This is a genomic window from Chloroflexus sp. (genome assembly GCF_049970315.1).
Taxonomy (GTDB): domain Bacteria; phylum Chloroflexota; class Chloroflexia; order Chloroflexales; family Chloroflexaceae; genus Chloroflexus.
This window is the reverse complement of the sequence record NZ_JBMFNE010000001.1, coordinates 244231-261271: the sequence shown is the minus strand read 5'-3', so window position 1 is coordinate 261271 and position 17041 is coordinate 244231. Positions and strand designations below refer to the sequence as shown.

The 17041-nt window shown below is 56.0% G+C and carries 14 protein-coding genes; 10 read left to right on the top strand and 4 right to left on the bottom strand.

The genetic code is table 11. The features are described 5' to 3' along the window. Positions 1-16 precede the first annotated feature (16 nt). Positions 17-883, bottom strand: coding sequence for a 16S rRNA (cytidine(1402)-2'-O)-methyltransferase (gene rsmI / locus ACP5OT_RS01090; RefSeq protein WP_424675309.1), 867 nt, complete (start codon positions 881-883; stop codon positions 17-19). Between the two features lies 1 nt (position 884). Beyond that, entirely contained in the window at positions 885-1853 is a 969-nt protein-coding gene (locus ACP5OT_RS01085; protein WP_424675308.1) for a GDP-mannose 4,6-dehydratase, read from the bottom strand. A 155-nt stretch (positions 1854-2008) separates the two neighbouring features. Here ACP5OT_RS01085 and ACP5OT_RS01080 point away from each other — a divergent pair, with 155 nt between their 5' ends. The 9 genes from ACP5OT_RS01080 to ACP5OT_RS01040 all read left to right on the top strand — a co-directional run bounded on the left by ACP5OT_RS01080 (position 2009) and on the right by ACP5OT_RS01040 (position 11622). Next, on the top strand, positions 2009-3094 hold the full coding sequence (locus ACP5OT_RS01080) for a metal ABC transporter substrate-binding protein (RefSeq protein ID WP_428131092.1): 1086 nt from the start codon (positions 2009-2011) through the stop codon (positions 3092-3094). A gap of 91 nt (positions 3095-3185) precedes the next feature. Further along, complete coding sequence (locus ACP5OT_RS01075; protein ID WP_424675305.1) at positions 3186-4022, top strand: metal ABC transporter ATP-binding protein; 837 nt, start codon at positions 3186-3188, stop codon at positions 4020-4022. Further along, positions 4015-4851 carry a metal ABC transporter permease gene (locus ACP5OT_RS01070; protein ID WP_428131090.1) on the top strand — a complete coding sequence of 279 codons (837 nt, stop codon included), beginning with the start codon at positions 4015-4017 and terminating at the stop codon, positions 4849-4851. The genes ACP5OT_RS01075 and ACP5OT_RS01070 overlap by 8 nt, the downstream gene beginning before the upstream one ends. 145 nt (positions 4852-4996) lie before the next feature. Beyond that, positions 4997-7585 carry a CapA family protein gene (locus ACP5OT_RS01065; protein WP_428131087.1) on the top strand — a complete coding sequence of 863 codons (2589 nt, stop codon included), beginning with the start codon at positions 4997-4999 and terminating at the stop codon, positions 7583-7585. A 137-nt stretch (positions 7586-7722) separates the two neighbouring features. Continuing rightward, on the top strand, positions 7723-8298 hold the full coding sequence (locus ACP5OT_RS01060) for an ANTAR domain-containing response regulator (protein WP_012257866.1): 576 nt from the start codon (positions 7723-7725) through the stop codon (positions 8296-8298). Between the two features lie 155 nt (positions 8299-8453). Then, the gene (locus ACP5OT_RS01055; protein WP_424675302.1) at positions 8454-9038 is read left to right on the top strand and encodes a hypothetical protein; all 585 of its coding nucleotides are present in this window, start codon (positions 8454-8456) and stop codon (positions 9036-9038) included. 80 nt (positions 9039-9118) lie between these two features. Beyond that, positions 9119-10066 carry a protein-methionine-sulfoxide reductase catalytic subunit MsrP gene (gene msrP / locus ACP5OT_RS01050; RefSeq protein ID WP_424675301.1) on the top strand — a complete coding sequence of 316 codons (948 nt, stop codon included), beginning with the start codon at positions 9119-9121 and terminating at the stop codon, positions 10064-10066. A gap of 136 nt (positions 10067-10202) precedes the next feature. Next, the gene (locus ACP5OT_RS01045) at positions 10203-10805 is read left to right on the top strand and encodes a sulfite oxidase heme-binding subunit YedZ (protein ID WP_424675300.1); all 603 of its coding nucleotides are present in this window, start codon (positions 10203-10205) and stop codon (positions 10803-10805) included. A 73-nt stretch (positions 10806-10878) separates the two neighbouring features. Then, positions 10879-11622: a response regulator transcription factor gene (locus ACP5OT_RS01040; RefSeq protein ID WP_424675299.1), complete on the top strand. Its 744-nt coding sequence runs from the start codon at positions 10879-10881 to the stop codon at positions 11620-11622. 61 nt (positions 11623-11683) lie between these two features. On the opposite strand, the gene ACP5OT_RS01035 is transcribed toward ACP5OT_RS01040, so the two are convergent. After that, complete coding sequence (locus ACP5OT_RS01035; RefSeq protein WP_424675298.1) at positions 11684-12718, bottom strand: ketopantoate reductase family protein; 1035 nt, start codon at positions 12716-12718, stop codon at positions 11684-11686. Positions 12719-12871: 153 nt separating this feature from the next. On the opposite strand from ACP5OT_RS01035, the gene bcp reads away from it, so the two are divergent. Beyond that, positions 12872-13345: a thioredoxin-dependent thiol peroxidase gene (gene bcp, locus ACP5OT_RS01030; RefSeq protein ID WP_424675297.1), complete on the top strand. Its 474-nt coding sequence runs from the start codon at positions 12872-12874 to the stop codon at positions 13343-13345. Between the two features lie 12 nt (positions 13346-13357). Here the strand turns inward: bcp and ACP5OT_RS01025 are convergent, their stop codons facing one another. Continuing rightward, positions 13358-16963, bottom strand: a complete 3606-nt coding sequence (locus tag ACP5OT_RS01025) for a substrate-binding domain-containing protein (protein WP_428131084.1) — start codon at positions 16961-16963, stop codon at positions 13358-13360. Positions 16964-17041: the final 78 nt, after the last annotated feature.

Below are 17041 nucleotides of genomic sequence, written 5' to 3'. Positions count from 1 at the left end.
CGGGCCACGATGATGCCTAGGTACCAAAGATGTCGTGCCACACGTCGTAAACTGCATTTTTAGGGACCCCTAATTCCTGGGCAGTACGACGCACAGCAGTGCTGCTACTGACACCTTGTGCGACAAGTTCACGCAAATAGGCGGCGATAGCCTCTGGCGAAACCGTCTCAGCAGTGGCTCGGAGACGCCGGCGATTGCGCTTTCGTTCCCCAGACGGCACTGCCCCGGCGATTACGATTGTAAACTCGCCGCGGGGCGGGTGTTGGGTAAAGTGCTCGACCAGTTCAGCAGCCGTGCCGCGCACAATCGCCTCAAACCGTTTGGTGAGATCGTTGGCGACGGCTAATTGACGCGCACCCAAGGTGGCGGCGATGTCGTGGAGCGCCTCAAGCAAGCGGTGCGGCGTCTCGAAACAGATGATCGTCAACGTCATATCGGCGATCTCGCGCAACAATTCGCGCCGTTCACGCGGCTGGCGCGGCAAAAAACCAATGAAGGCAAACCGGTCGGTGGCCATACCCGAAGCGACGAGCGCCGCTACTGGCGCGCTCGGGCCGGGGATCGGGGTCACGGTATGCCCTGCTGCCAGACACACCTGGACTAGCTCGTGGCCCGGATCGGCAATGGCCGGCGTGCCGGCATCAGACACCAACGCCACGTCACCTGTCTGCAACACAGCCAGTATCTCATCGCGCCGGGCCAGTTTGTTGTGTTCGTGGTACGAAATGCACGGCGTCACGATCTGATAGTGATCGAGCAAGATGCGGGTATGGCGCGTATCTTCGGCGGCGATTAGCCGCACTTCGCGCAGCACCCGCAGCGCGCGCAAGGTAATGTCTTCGAGATTGCCGATCGGGGTGGCGACGAGATATAACGTGCCCATACTACGACCGTGGAACGCCAAGTTGTTCCCGCCAATACGCTAATACCTCGGCCACAATCTGCTCGATCCCAATCTCAGGCTGCCAGCCAGTGGCTGCGCGCAGTTTGCTGTTGTCGCCTTGTAAAATCGGCTCATCGACCGGACGTAGGCGGGCCGGATCGACTTGCACTGTCACCGGCACGCGCCCCATCGCGATCACCATATCGACAATATCGCCAATACGCACAGCTTGACCTGAACAGAGATTGTAAACCTCGCCGGGTGTGCTGTGTTCAAGCAACAACCACAATGCGCGTGCTACATCACGGGTATGGGTAAAATCGCGACGCGGTGACAGATTGCCGACATAGATCACCGGTGTCTGCTGACGGGCTTCGATCAACGCCATCTGACGGCAGAAGGTTTGGATCGAACAGCGGTCGCCTTGGCGCGGCCCGACATGGTTGAACGAGCGGGTAACGACAACGTGCAGGCCGTAGCTGGCGTGATACTGCAAACCACTCAGCTCGGCGGCAACTTTGCTCACGCCGTAGGGGCTGACCGGGCGGAGCGGGTGATCTTCGCGGATGGGCACATCTTCCGGGCGCACCGGCCCGTACTCGGCGCTGGTGCCGGCGATGTGGATGCGGGCATGCGGCACGTGGCGGCGGGCCGCTTCGAGCAGGTTGATCGTGCCTTCGACATTGGCCCGCATGGTCAAGATCGGTGCATCCCACGAGGCGCTGGGGTAACTTTGCGCGGCAAGGTGAAAGATGCGGTCGGGCCGGGCAACAGCGATCGCGCGGTCGACCGAAAAAGCATCCTCAATGTCGCCCTCGTGAATCGTGATCTTGCCCAGCAAATGCTCAATCGGGCGCAGATCGCTACGCCAGCGTTTGAATGCGTGAATGTCAAGGCCGGGTATGGTCAGTAGGTAATCGGCCAGAAAGCTGCCGACCGGGCCGGTAATGCCGGTAATGAAGACTCGCATACAACCTCTCCATTGTGCGTGCCGTCGCTATCATACCACGTTATGCCGCTACGCTCGGTGATGCCCGCCAATCTTGCCGTTGCAGCTATTTGACAATTTCGGTAAGATGGTACATTATATAATTGAAACATGGTTTCATTAAGGAGGCAGATACTATGCGACATTTACAGCGAATCATCGGTATCCTATTGACAGTATTGCTAATTGTCGCATGTGGTCAAACCCCGGCAGCCCAACCGACCGGAACACCGGGTAACGAAACAGCCGCCCTGCCGACCACTGCACCAACAACAGCACCAGCTCCGACCGAAGTACCAACTGCTCAACCGACCGTAGCGCCAACCACTCAGCCGACCGTAGTCTCCGAACCGCTTGCCGTCATGGCCAGCACGACCATCGTGGCCGACATAGTACGTCAGATCGGCGGTGAACGGGTGAAGGTGGAGACCATCGTACCGCCCGGCGCCGATGGTCACAACTATGAGCCAACACCACAAGATTTAGCTCGGGTTAGCACGGCCAAGATAATCTTTACCGTTGGCGCCGGATACGAAGAGTTTCTCGATCGGCTAATCGCCAGTTCGGGGACGAAGGCCGAAGTCATTAGCTTGTCCGAGAACCTCACCTTGCGCACGCTGCGCGAGGAAGAGGTTGGCAATGTTTCGCAGAGCCACGAGCACGGTGATGAGCACGGTGATAAGCACGGTGCTGGTGCAACCGATCCCCACACATGGACCGATCCGACCAACGTCAAGATTTGGGCCGATGTGATTGCCTCAAACCTGAGCCAGCTCGATCCGGCGAATGTATCATTCTACGCCGAGCGTTCCACCGCTTATCAGCGCCAGCTCGATGAACTCGACCGCTGGATCGCCGAGCAGTTTGCCACAATCCCTGCTGAACGACGTTTGATCGTGTCGGATCACATTATCTTCGGCTACATGGCCGATCGATACGGTTTGCAGCAGGTTGGTGCCATTATTCCCGGTGTCAGCACGAGCGCAACACCTTCGGCCCAAGAACTCGCTGCCTTACAAGATCTGATCACCGAACGGGGAATCAAGGCGATCTTCGTCGGTAATATAGCCAACACACAACTGGCCGAGCAGATCGCACGCGATACAGGAGCCAAGATCGTGACGGTTCTTACCGAAACTCTGACTGATGCCAACGGACCGGGGGCAACGTATATCGACTATATGCGCTTTAACGTGCAACAGATAGTTGATGCGCTACGCTAACAGCCCGGTTTCTCGGTTACAATACAGACAGTACAGCGGGCGATGCAATGCATCGCCCACCCTTCATTGTATAGGGCGGATGGAGTTATCAATGATGGTTGCAGCATCCCCCGCTTCGGTGCAAATTGCCGATTCGACAATTGCGCCGGCGCTTGACATTCGTCATCTCACCATTCGCTATCGCGAGATCGAAGCGATCAGTGATATTTCAGCCACGATTACTGTGGGCGAACACATCGCGATTGTTGGCCCAAATGGAGCAGGCAAAAGTACCCTCCTGAAGGCAATTGCCGGTCTGCAACCAATTGCTACCGGTGACATTCGCTGGTTCGGCAATACCCAAGCCGAACCGAACACCATCGCGTATGTTCCGCAACGACTGCAAGTAGACTGGCGCTTTCCGGTGACCGTCAGTGACGTGGTGTTGATGGGGCGGGTCGGCCGGATCGGTTTATTCCGCCGGCCATCGGCCCACGATCGTTTACTCGTTCAGCGGGCGCTCGAACGAGTAGGACTGGCCGCATTTGCCAACCGTCAAATCGGGCAGTTGTCGGGTGGGCAGCAGCAGCGGGTCTTCCTGGCACGAGCGTTGGCCCAAGAAGCTCGTTTGTTGTTGATGGACGAACCACTAGTTGGCTTGGATATTCCATCACAAGATGAGATATTCCGTGCATTGGCTTCACTACGGAGTGAACGAGTGACAGTCTTGACCGCATTGCACGATCTGCAACAGGCAAGCCGGTATTTCGACCGTGTGATGCTGCTCAACCGACGGCTCATTGCTTTTGCGCCGGCTCGTGAAGCGTTTACCGCGATGAATCTCGTCGCCACCTACGGCGGCCATCTCCATCTGACCAGCAGCGGTGATAGCATCTTGACTATCGCCGATAGTTGTTGTGATTCCTCACAAATGACACGCCATGATTGATCTTCTGACAGCTCCGTTGGTGTATTCATTCATGCAGCGCGGACTGATCGCAGCGCTGTTGGTCGGTATTGTCTGCTCCGTCGTCGGTGTGTATGTCGTACTCCGCGGGATGGCGTTTTTGGGCGATGCACTGGCCCACGCCATCTTACCTGGTATTGCCGTCGGCTACCTCGTTAACGGGGCCGACCGAGGGACGCTGTTTTGGTGGGCATTGGGAACGGCGCTGGTCAGCACACTTTCAATTGGCGCCATCAGCCGGGCTACCAAGATTCGCGAAGACACTGCCATTGGGATCGTCTTTGCCGCGATGCTCGCGCTGGGTGTCGCCCTCATTTCGACCGTGCGCAATTCGGCGGTTGATCTGTCGCACTTCCTGTTTGGCAATATTTTGGGGGTCAGCGAGAGCGATCTCTGGCGGATCGCCCTCTTTGGCATAGTGGTCATTACGGTGATTATCCTCTTCTACAAAGAGCTGATGGTGATTACCTTTGACCCGATTCTTGCCACGACCTTGCGCTTACCGGTACGATTCTTCGATGTGCTCTTGCTCACGTTACTGGCTATCGCGATTGTCGTTGCCATTCAAACGGTCGGCGTTGCGCTGACCATCGCCATTCTGGTGACACCACCGGCAACCGCAGCGTTCTTTACCCATCATATGCATACCATGATGATTGCAGCCACCGGCCTGGCAATGATCGCCGGTGTAGTAGGCCTCTATGCCTCATACTACTTTAGCATCGCCTCGGGGTCGGCGATTGTGCTGACCAGCACCCTCATCTTCGTGTTGGTATGGATCGGTTCGCGTCTGCGTCGGCGTAACGTCTGATCATGTAGTACAATTGTTGCAATCGGCACACGCGGTCGTCGTGTGGCGATGGTGTGATCAGACAATAGGTGTGATCATCGTTCCCCGACACAGCGTCGGGCCTGTTGCGACGAGTGGAACGTCAGCCCACGCACTGCGACGCGGTATGAACATCCGGCATTGGCTTGCAATCGTGGCCTTCCTGGTGGTGATCCCCGTTCCAACGGTCACTGCTCAGTCCACCACGGCATCGCTTTGGGCACTGAACCGCTGTGGCGCCGGCGATACCGTTCAGTATACGCTACTGGCGGCCGGTGCGATTGATCCAGCAGCACTTTCTCCCGGCGGGGTGGAAATTCCCAGCTACACCGAGGCATTTAGGCCGTTGCAGCCATTCCTGGCAGCAGCCGATCTAGGAATGGCAATACTCGCCGGTCCGCTCGCCGGTGGAACCGCACCGGTATTTGCGACAGCGTTGGCCGAACATAAGCTGTTACTGCTTGGGGCAGCGCATCCCCGCCTTCTTGACCTCGGCCCGTCCGGTGTTACCGCTACACTCCAGACGTTATCACGCCACGGTATCTATCAGCACGGTGCTGCCGATAATCGGGATGCACCACCGTTCTTGAAAGTTACCGTTCCCCATCCGAACGCACCACTGACCATTGGCTTTCTTAGTGCGACGTGGGGGTTAGATGGTAACGCCGATCCACGGGGTCAGCTCAACATCTTAGCCGACGTAGCCGGGGTATTGCCGAGCATTACCACGGCGATTGAACAGGCCCGCCGGCAAACCGAACTCGTTGTTGTCATGACAGCATGGGGACAGCCGAGCGATCCCGATCCCAACCAGGCACGGTTCAACGCAGCGCGTAACTTGATTGCCGCCGGGGCCGATGTAGTAATCGGAAGTATTCCGGGAACGACTGCTACCGTCAATTGGGTACAGGCCGGTGAGCGGGAGGGGTTGTTGATCGTTTCGCCGGGTGATTTGATTAGTAATGCAACCACACCGGCATTTCTTGCTTACATCGGTGTGGCACGTGATACCGATGGTGCCGTGCGCGTAACCGGCTTTCGCTATTTGCCGATCAACCCTGGCAACGGCAATCGTGGTCCTACCCCGTTGCCGGACGTACCCAACGAATTGGCAACGTTGCTCGGCGATCCTGGCCGGCTCCATGCTGTACCATCAACGCCACCACCCACCAAGGTCGAGGTGTGTCCGGCAATCGTCTTGCCCGAAGCGCCAAACATACCGATACCCGGTGATTTTGCCCGCTTTTATCAGACTTTCGGGAGTGATCGAGCGCAAGACCTGATCAATGCAATCGCCTTGCTTGGCTTACCACTTGAATCACCTCGACGTGAATTGACCGGAGATTGTCGTCAAGAGGTTGCCGTGCTCTACACTGAACGTCAACGCTTAGAGTTACACCCAGAGAACGATTGGCCATATCGTGTCCTGGGTTCGCATCTCGGCACGGTTGCATTTCGCTACAGTTATCCCAGCGAAGCGGTTAGACCACGCACCAATCTAGACGACCCGGCAACCTTTGCGCATCCGCACTTTCGAGCTTTCTACGAACGCTACGGTGGGCTAAGCATGTTCGGGTATCCGATTAGCGGTGCTCTAACCGAACGCGACCCCACCACCGGGCGCGATCTGGTAGTGCAATACTTTGAGCGGGCCAGATTTGAGCTAGACCCGGTTGCTTTGGCCCCAGAGAACCCACTGTGGCAAGTACGTTTGGGCTTGCTCGGACGTGAAGTAGGATCATTAGCGATGAACATTCTCTGCCCAACCAGCATCGCACCGGCAGCGAGTAGTAGTCTACCGGCGACAATCCCTGCGCTTACCCCGACGATCGCCGACATAGCCCAACGTGACGGTGGAGAAACATTGGCGATTATATTTCTTATCGTACTTGCGCTCGCGTTCGTCATAACCCTCATGGCCGCAATGTACGATTTGTATCGTTATGCCGAACGAAAAGCGATCCCTGGTCTTAGCAGACGACGTAACTATCAAGCGGCGATCAACGATACACCATCTACGCGAACTGAAACATGGCAAGAACAACTGAAGCGGATTACCGCGTGGCGCAGACCGGCATCATCTTCGGAGTCAGAGTCACGTGAAGACACCGACCTGCTCACTACACTCAAATCTTTCCTTTTCAAACGGCACATAGGTAAACGTGACTCTGACAGCGCGACACGCAACCGATCGGCCTGGCGCCAACCTTCACGTTCGCGAACGCACCAGACCCAACCAACTGAACTATTATCTGCGCACACCACTAACCAACGGCCAACCAATCCACGGACAATAGATCAAGCGACCCTGCGGCAGCGTACAGCCGAGTCTGGATCACCTGACTCATCGAACAACCGGGCAGAACAAGAGTGGCTCGATGAAACAACGTCCAACCTTTTCCCGAACAGAACCGACCATCCGGTAGACTGGAGTGATCTCCCACCGGCCGAGCGCGAGCGGTGGATGCAAGAATTGGAACCATTGACCGAGACAACGGATACCGATGTACCACCGGCAGAGCGCGCCCGTTGGCAAGCTGAAATCGAAACACCGGCCCCAATGGTTGAACCGGATTGGGACCGCACCGAACCACCGGTCTCACTACCGGCGAACAGTCGTGCCACGCGCCGTCTTGACGATACAATCGCCGAACCACCGCAGCAATCGTCTGGTGATGACGATGAACTATTGCAAAAACTGCTTGGTATATACTAATATAGTGTCAGGCGGGCACAAAATCGTTCGCATGACGGTTGATCGGTGAATGGTTGAATGCTATACTGCCTGCATACATACAATGCACAGCAGTGCAGCCTGCACAGGTTGTTAATCACGATAGAGGAGAAGAGCGTATGCCCCAGACGCGACTGGTGATCGCCGACGATGAATCGATCATCCGCATGAATCTGAAAGAGACGCTCGTCAGTCTCGGCTATCTGGTAGTCGGCGAAGCCGGTGATGGCGTAAGCGTCATCAATCTCGCCCGTGAGTTACGTCCTGATCTCGTCTTGATGGACATCAAGATGCCGAAACTTGACGGTATTCAGGCCGCACGCATTTTGACCGAAGAGAAGATTGCCCCGGTCCTGCTGCTGACGGCATACTCCGACCGCGACCTGGTCGAGCGGGCCAAAGAGGCGGGGGTCGTCAATTATATTGTGAAGCCATTCCGCGAGGCCGAACTTTTGCCGGCCATCGAGATCGCCATTGCCCGCTATCAAGAGTTCCTCGAAATGGATCGGCAAGTCGCGGATCTGAAAGAGACGCTCGAGACGCGCAAACTGGTCGAACGTGCCAAAGGCATTCTGATGGATACGCAAGGCTTGAAGGAAGCCGAGGCCTTCCGCAAGATTCAGCAACTGTCGATGAATACACGCAAGTCAATGAAAGAAATTGCCCAAGCAATCCTGCTAGCGCACGAGATTTAGGGGTAAATTGCAAGGGAGACAAGCGGGTCGTTGAGCGAATGTACAGCCTCGAACGCTACCCTGCGACGTATTCGATACGGGTAGTTTGATGACTGTTTTCCCGCTATGTTTCTCTCCCTTCTGCGGATGTTGCAGTCACTCATGAGGTTACGTTCATGTCATCCGCCGATGCCCCTTTGCCTCCCGAACCACCATTACCGGTACGTTGGCGACGGTATCTAGCGCTGATCGGGCCGCATTTCGTGACACTTGTCGTAAGTTTGTTGTTGTTCACTACTCTTCACTACTGGTTTCTCCCCACACCATCACCGAGCGGACCACAATTTGTGACCGCCACCCCTGCGCCTACCATCCCCCCAACGCCCTTACCCACCCCGTTACCAACCGTACCGGCAGCGCTACTTGACGATGGCTTGATCCGTCTCACCATTCTCGATCTGCAAGCCGAAAACGCACGCTTACGGGCGGCAACGCTGTTGCTTCGCGCAGCCATCACCATTGATGAAGCAGTCAGCGCGCTGCAACGGAACGACTTCGCCGAAGCCGACCGCGCATTAATGTCGGCTCGTCGCGCGCTCGATCATGCGTATCAACTCAGCGTTGAGCCACAAAAAGGTCCTATCGATACTATTCGCTTGCAGATGAGCCAGATCCGCGACGATCTCGGCATCCGCCCCGAAGGGGTTGACCGACGGCTTTGGCAGGTGCGGCGACTCATCCTTACCCTCATTGACGAATGAAACCAGCCATCCTTTTCGCATCGAGCGTCGTATAATACCCATGACGACTGCATAAGGCTGGCAATCTAGAAAGTCCTGCTATGTACCGCGATCCTACGATACGTTCGTCAGAGATCACCCCCGAATCGGTCTATTTCAGTCGCCGCACCATTTTGCGCGGCTTGGGTGTGCTCGGATTTAGTGCGCTGCTGCATGCCTGCGGCGTACCGGCACCTGCCAGTACCATCGATTCGCCATCAGCGAGCAACACGACCGGTCTTCGCGATGAGCTAGGTGATCCGGCGAACAGTTTTGAGCAAATTACGACCTACAACAATTTCTACGAATTTACGACGAATAAGGAAGATGTGGCCCGACTCGCCACCAATTTCGTCACTCACCCATGGACGGTTGAGGTGACGGGGATGGTGCGTAACCCACAGATTTTTGCAATTGAAGATATCTTAACGCAGTTCGAGCAAGAAGAACGGATCTACCGTCTGCGCTGCGTTGAAGGCTGGTCGATGGTCATCCCATGGCAAGGTTTTCCGCTCCGTAAATTGCTGACCATCGTCGAGCCGACAGCACAGGCTCAATACGTCCGTTTTGAGACCCTGTACGACCCCGATCAGATGTCGGGACAACGCGATCGCTACTTTCCCTGGCCCTATGTCGAAGGGTTGCGTATCGATGAAGCAATGCACGATCTGACGCTCCTCAGCACCGGCCTCTATGGGCGAACCCTCTTGCCTCAAAATGGTGCGCCGCTACGGTTGGTTGTTCCGTGGAAGTATGGCTTCAAGAGTATCAAATCGATTGTTAAGATCGAACTAACCGACAAAATGCCGGTTTCGTTGTGGATGGCAGTCGCCCCGCACGAATACGGCTTCTACGCCAACGTTAATCCCGACGTACCACACCCGCGTTGGTCGCAAGCGACCGAGCGGCGTATCGGCGAGTTGGGCCGCCGGAAGACGTTACCGTTCAACGGGTATGCGGAACAGGTAGCGGCACTCTACGCCGGTATGGATTTACGCAAGAATTATTAGCTTTACCACATGACTAGATTTGGTAGCGCGAAGTTCGTTGTGCGGCCTACTGCGCTAGAACCACCGAGTGGTTTTGCACCGTGGGTGTTCAGACCTGCTGCTACCAACTCCACGTTACCCTTCGAGGGTATTGACGATGACGAAATTGATACGTCTGGCCCCGCACCTGATCGGCTGGCTACCTCTCGCCCTGCTCATCGGCGATGCGCTCGGCAATCGACTAACGGTGAATCCGATCCAATATCTGACCCAGCGAACCGGCTGGTTTGCGTTGGTCTTATTACTAGCGACATTAGCATGCACCCCGCTGAATCACTGGCTAGGCTGGAAACAAGTTATGCGCTGGCGCCGCCCGCTTGGCCTCTACAGCTTTGCGTATGCCGGAATGCACGTCGCCATCTTTGTAGGCGTGGATTATGGGCTTGATCTCGGCCTGATCGTCCAAGCCATCGGCGAGAAACGCTATATTATCGCCGGACTATTCGCTTTTCTGCTACTCGTGCCACTCGCCATCACCTCGACAACCGGTTGGCAACGACGCCTCAAACACTGGTGGCGTCGCCTCCATCGCCTCGTTTACCTCGCAGCCTCGTTGGCAGTGCTCCATTACCTATGGCTGAGCAAAGACCCTCGCCCGGCATTCGTGGCGGGTGGCGTCCTGATCGGACTACTGCTCGCCCGTTGGCTACAGGTGAGACTACCGAGACAGCACGCGCAGTTGAAAACCGATGTGGAGTAGAGCTTCCACATGGATCAAGGTGATGGTATCATACTGGCTAGGCAAAGTCGGATGAACGTGATACAATGCAATCATGAGCGAATTAAAAGACAAACTTGTCCTCGTCGTTGATGACGAGCCGCGCATGATCACCTTCATGCGCATGAATTTAGAACTCGAGGGGATGCGGGTGACTACTGCCACCAACGGCCGTGAGGCCGTCGATAAGGTGCGCGAGGAGATGCCCGACATCGTCTTGCTCGATGTGATGATGCCGGTGATGGACGGATTCGAGGCACTGCGCCGCATCCGTAGCTTCTCACAAGTACCGGTGATCATTCTCACGGCAAAAGATGAGGAAGAGGATCGGGTGCGTGGTCTCGAACTTGGCGCTGACGATTACGTCGGCAAACCGTTTAGCCAACGTGAACTGATCAGTCGCATTCGAGCCGTCTTACGCCGCCACTACACCCAACCGCCCATCCCACAAACACTGGTCAAGGTTGACGACCGACTTAGTATCGATTTCGCCCGCCGTGAAGTGTTGGTTGACGGGAAGCGGGTCAATCTGCGCCCCACCGAATATCGCTTGCTGTACCATCTGGTGCAGAACGCCGGTTATGTGTTAACCCACGAGATGTTGCTGAGCAAAGTGTGGGGGCCAGAATATCGTGACGAAAGCCATTATCTGCGTTTGTACATTACGTATCTGCGCCAAAAGATTGAAGAAGACCCTTCCAATCCGCGTTACATTTTGACCGAACGTGGGGTAGGGTATCGGTTTGTTGACTTTCCCGGCGCACGCCGGCTCAATACGACCGAAACACCGGTGGTCTGAACGACCGTACCGGTTGATAGGCCGGCGATCTTAACAGGAACCACCACGGTGGGCAGCACTGTTATGGCCGACACTCGGCTAACAGGTGTTCGGGCTGACCCCGATACGTATCCCACGCCAATTCACCACGCGCGATTCCACTTAAAATCCGCCATAACCCGGCATTGACCGGCGCAGCTAGCCCATGCGCCTGCGCCGTTGTAGCAACGGCGCCGTAGAGAAATTCACCCTCGGAACGCGACCGCCCGGCACGGAGATCGCGCAACAGGGACGGGTCCTTGCCACCACGTCCACCGGCCACCCGCTGCTGCAAGATCGGGTCGAGCACGACCGGCGGTATCCGGCGGACACCAAACGCCAACAGGGCCGCCGGATAGCGTGGTAAATTGACCGGCTTGATGCGCAGTGCATCCATCACCGCTAACGCTTCACGCACTGCCGCCCGCTCAAGTGCAATCAGCCGGCGATCAGCATAGACTTTTGTGACCGGCCAATCGAGAATTGCAGCCGTCGCGTTGCCCAACATATTCAACAACGCCTTTGACCATTTCATTGCCCGATAATCGGGGTAGCGCCGAACGATAAATCCGGCGGCACTCAGGGCCGTCTCGGCCAACACCAGATCGCTCGCCACACCGACCGGTGCTAATCCAATCCCACCGGCTTTCGTGACAGTAATCGTCGTTGGGCCGGTCGCATCAACTGAGGTGGTAATCGCACCGGAAATGATCCGGTCGGCGCCGAATACTGCCGCCAACGTCTCTTCATGACCGATCCCGTTTTGCAACGTGAGGATAGCAGCCGGATTCAGAGCTTGCAAGGACGGAATCGCGCCGGCGGTGTCGTACCCCTTGACACAGACTATCGCCAACGCCGGTCGGTGAAACGCCGATGATAATTCGGCCACCGAGCCGGCGACAGTGAGATCCGTCAATGTACACGCACCAACCCCGCTGACCGATAGTGGATGAGCGCGCAGTGCTTCGACACCCTTTGGCCGTGTCAGCAGCGCTACCGGTGGGATGTTGGCCGCTTGCGCTAACCGCGACAGGACGAGCAGCCCAATCGCACCACCACCGACGATTACGATAGCCATGCATGCCTCCAACGCGGCTTGACCATAATCCGGCGCCCGCCGGATGAACTCTTTCAACAACGGTGTAGTATACCTGAAAACAACCGGCAGACGGCACCGTTTTTTCGTGGTAGCATGATCGTGCTGGATTTGGATTGAGAAGGAAACCGAGCTATGACAATTCCACCACAAGTTGGCGATCAAGCCCCCGATTTTACCTTGCCGAACGAAGCCGGCGAACCGGTTTCGCTCAGCCAGTTTCGCGGAAAGCGCGTCATTCTCTATTTTTACCCGAAAGACGATACGCCCGGCTGTACATCACAGGCGTGCGGGTTTCGCGATTCGTACCCGCAGATCGAAGAGCAGAATGCGGTTGTGATCGGGATTAGTCCTGACAGTACCAAATCACACACGAAGTTTAAGACTAAGCACAATTTACCGTTCATCTTGCTCGCCGATGAAGAACATCGCGTGGCCGAAGCGTATGGTGTGTGGGGCGAGAAGTCGATGATGGGCAAGAAGTATATGGGCATTATCCGTTCCCACTTCGTGATCGATGAAGAGGGGCGTATTGTACAAGCCGAAGTGAAAGTTAGCCCTGCCGATAGCGTCAAACGAGCTTTAGCTGCGTTGGGTATAAAACCGTAAAACGGCTTCCCCTCAGATCGTACTTCGCCCCTGTCGGCGATATTCTTCCGGTGAGTGACCGGTCTCCTTACGAAACACGCGACTAAAATAACTGCTGCTCGAAAAGCCGACTTCTAGCGCGATATTGGTAATGCTCTTATCGCTCTCGAGCAGCAGTCGGCGTGCCTGCAACACCCGATAGCGGTTGAGATAATCAATCGGCGTGGTGCCGAGTTCTTGCCGAAAACAGTGGGTAAGATAGTCTTCACTCATGCCGACGTAACGCGCAATATCTTGCCGGGTGAGCGGGTGGTCGTAATGGCTGTGGATATACGCCATGGCCTTACGTACCAGTGTCTGCGCCTGATCACTGAGCCGTCGGCGACGTTCGAGCGCAGCTTGTAAGCGGGCGAGAGTCTCGTGCACACTGAACACACCTTTGCTCAGTACCGCAGTTACCCCTTGATTGAGACGAGCCATATCCTCTTCGCTGAGAACACGTCCGGTAATCACGATTACCGGAATCTCTCGCATCTGCTTATGGTTCCGCATTGCCACCAGCACGTCAAACCCGTCCATCTCGGGCATCATCAGATCAAGCAACACCAAATCGACACGCTGCTGTTCCATCAATTCCAGCGCTTCGCGCCCCGAACGTGCCCGCAAGACCAGTTTTGCGATACCGTGGGCCTGTATCAGGCGCGCATGCAGATCGAGCGTATCGGGATCGTCATCAACCACGAGGATGATCTGGGGCGTACCGATGGTACCGGTAACTCGCCAGTACTGATCGAGCGCACGCGACAGATCGGCCAACTCAATCGGCTTGGTCAGGTAGTTAAACTCCATCACTGCACCATGTTGCTCGGTCATGGCGTAACACAAGAGCGGCAAATCGCGTGTCGTTGGGTTGGCTTTCAACACTTGGATCGTCTGCCACCATGCCCGCTCACCTTGGGTGGCATGCAAAACGACCGCACTGTAGCTACGGTGGAGCAGTTCATTCAACCATGCAGCACTCGCGTCAATGGAAAAGACGGTCACGGTAAAGCCTCGCTGTTCGAGGTAACGCTGCAACGGTTCATCGTGGTCGGCAGAAAGGAGCAACACACGCGGCTGGACAGGCAACGCCGGTGGATTGGGTCGTCGACGTGGTGCAGGGGCGGTGATAGTCGGCAAGCGGAAGAAAAACTCTGTACCTTCACTCTCAATGCCACTCGAACGCACTCCAATCTCCCCACCGTGCATCGCGACCAACCGTTTACAGATTGCCAACCCCAGGCCGATCCCACCATAACCCTGACTGACACTCCGTTCGGAACGCTGAAACTCCTCGAAGATACGCGCCTGTTCGGTAGGCGGCAGACCAATGCCGGTATCACGCACAGTAACGGTAACCGCATCGGTTTCAGGGGTCACAATCAGGCCAACACGACCGCGAGCAGTAAACTTTATCGCATTGACAACGAGATTAAGCCCGATCTGTTGGAGGCGGGTCCGATCACCCCAAACCCACGGCCCTTCGGCAGGAATCGAGTCGTACCACGTCAACTGTTTATCGGCAGCCATTTGCCGACCGGCATCGGCCACTACTCGCATCACTTCACCGAGATCAACTATCTCACAGTTTAGCCGCAATTGGCCGGCATCGCTGCTTGCCAAATCAAGCACATCGCTAATCAACCGACCGAGATGTCGAGCATTAGCATAGATGCGTTTGAGATCATCACGGATCGATGACGGTAATGGGTTTCCACTCTGAGTAATCTCGCGCAGAAGGAGATCACTCATCCCGACGATCAGATTCAGCGGTGTCTGCAATTCGTGACTTACCATTGACAGAAAGCGACTTTTGAGTTGATTAGCCTCTTCGGCCAGCCGCTGTCCCTCGCTCGCCGCTCGGTAAAGCCGAGCAGTGTTGAGAGCGGCATTGATTTGTTGGGTAATGGTGCCGTAGAGGTCAAGGCGTGATGCATCAAACGTCACAAAACCCGCCTCACTGCCCGTCCCACCAAGTGGGATCAAGGCAAGCTGGAACGATTGGCGAGTCGGTAACCACTGACGAGGCGGAAAGGCCCGGCTGCGAATGCGCACAACGGGTTGCTGCGACGCCGTCACGGCGCGCAACCGACACCATGCCACTGAATCACTATCTTCGGCCTCAAAGAAGCCAATCCAGAGCAAGGGAATATTGAGTTCGGGGAGATGGTGGGCCAAAATTTCGTAAATATCACTTTCAGCCAGCGTATGTAACAAGCGTGCGGTCAATCGCCCTACCCGATTGTTGGTCTGTTGTTGCCGATTAAAATACTGCCAATACTGCCAACGCATGGCCGCACTTGTCGTCACCCGAGCTTCGTCGAGTAACTCAAAGGCAAGTGGTTGCAACGTCGGATCGAACATCCGCGGCACAAGATCGCGCAAGAAGGAAATAGCAATTTGCCAATCATGGGTGTCATCGCCGGCAGCAGCGACTTGCTTGAGCACCTGTGCCAACTCGGTACGAAAGGCAACCGAACGAGCAGATTGCACACTCTGCCTGAATGCCGTGATAAGCTGTTGGCAAAGTCGAGACACCTCGCTTGCTGTGAACCCATGCATTTTAGGTACCAGCATCGTGCTCATCGCTTGGGCGGCTTGTGCAGGCAAATTGGTCACAGTCGGTTCAGTTGGGTGATGAGCAATCATCTCCAGCGTATCGGCCAATACAGCACTCTGGCTACACCCACATGACTCACGGACGATCAAGCGAGTAGGCACTTGCACCAATTCGGGCAACGGTTCACGCTCACGTATATGGCGCACCATCAGCTCAAGCGCCTGATAGCCTAATTTGAAGAGAGGGATCCGTACCGTCGTCAGGGCCGGTTCTTGCAACAATCCCTCGATCCGATCATCAAAGCCGATGATAGCAATATCGTGCGGCACTTGCTTACCGGCTTCACGCAGAGCTGTGATGGCTCCAATTGCCGACTCGTCATTACTCGCCAACACCGCGGTGAACGGTACGCCGGTTGCCAATAATCGGTGCATCGCTTCATAACCACCGGTAAAGACATGCCGACCAAACACGATCAGCCGCGGATCGATTGGCAAGCCAAACTCGACCATCGCCGCCTGAAAAGCACGTAATCGATCACCCGAATCACCTTCGAGATCGGTCTGACTACCGGCAATAAAGGCAATCTGGCGATGACCATGTTCCACGATATGGCGCAGTGCTGCGTAGATCCCACCGACGTTGTCAGCGACAATGGTTGGTCCTCGTTCCCCCGACCCCACAAAGATCACCGGATGACCGGATGCACGGGTAGCCTGTACCGCCTGCGACCGTTCGGGGCGTTGCAGGGGGTTGATGATAATCAGTCCGTGGGTGTTCCATGGCCCCACCGGTACGAAATCGGTATCTTCGATCACATCGAACCAAGCCGGACGTAGTGGCTCATTGATCTGACCGGACGGACCCATACCGCAGGCCAACAAGAGGTTACAGCCGAGATCATACGCAGCCTGACGAATACCCTGATAAATCGGGCTAAGGTAGCTCATCGTCAGCATGGTGCCATAAAACTGCCAGCCAGCGATGACTCCCACCGTTGGACGTCGTCGGCGTTGCGTCGTTGCAGCAATGGTGTGCATAGGGTCTGTCTCTAAGTCGGTGAATGTCTCGTGTATGGAGAATCATAAAGTAGAATGGGCTGATCAACAAATCAGACC